General features: G+C 56.1%; 1 protein-coding gene. It reads right to left on the reverse strand.

Features of this window, described 5'->3' with window-relative positions; genetic code table 11:
- Positions 1-167: thiamine pyrophosphate-binding protein (locus EN851_RS34480; RefSeq protein WP_245520893.1), on the reverse strand; the 167-nt coding region annotated here is incomplete at its 3' end.
- Positions 168-376: the final 209 nt, after the last annotated feature.

Raw genomic sequence — 376 nt, forward strand, 5'->3', positions numbered from 1 at the left:
GTAGCCGCCATGAACGATGCCGCCTGCTCGTGGCGCGTCACCACTAGTTTGATCGAGGAATGCCGTAGTGCTTCAACAACGTCGAGATTCTCTTCTCCGGGAACGCCGAAGATCTGCCGAACGTTCTCGTTTTCAAGTGCAGATACAAGCAATTCGGCGCCGTTCATTGGTGTCGTCCTCGGCTAACGTTTTAACCAGCCACTCTGAGCTGACCTTCCAAGCGGTTTGCGAATAGCGACTTGTGCCCACTCTGAACTGCTGCGCCGGTGGGGTGAACCGGGTCGAAGCAACACGGGGGCGGCACAACCAAACTTAACGCGCTCTTCAGTTTGGCCCCCTCTTCTGGTACATGAACATTCAGTACCCTTCGCCCAGC

This window comes from Mesorhizobium sp. M8A.F.Ca.ET.208.01.1.1, assembly GCF_004791315.1.
In the GTDB taxonomy this organism is placed as follows: Bacteria; Pseudomonadota; Alphaproteobacteria; order Rhizobiales; family Rhizobiaceae; genus Mesorhizobium.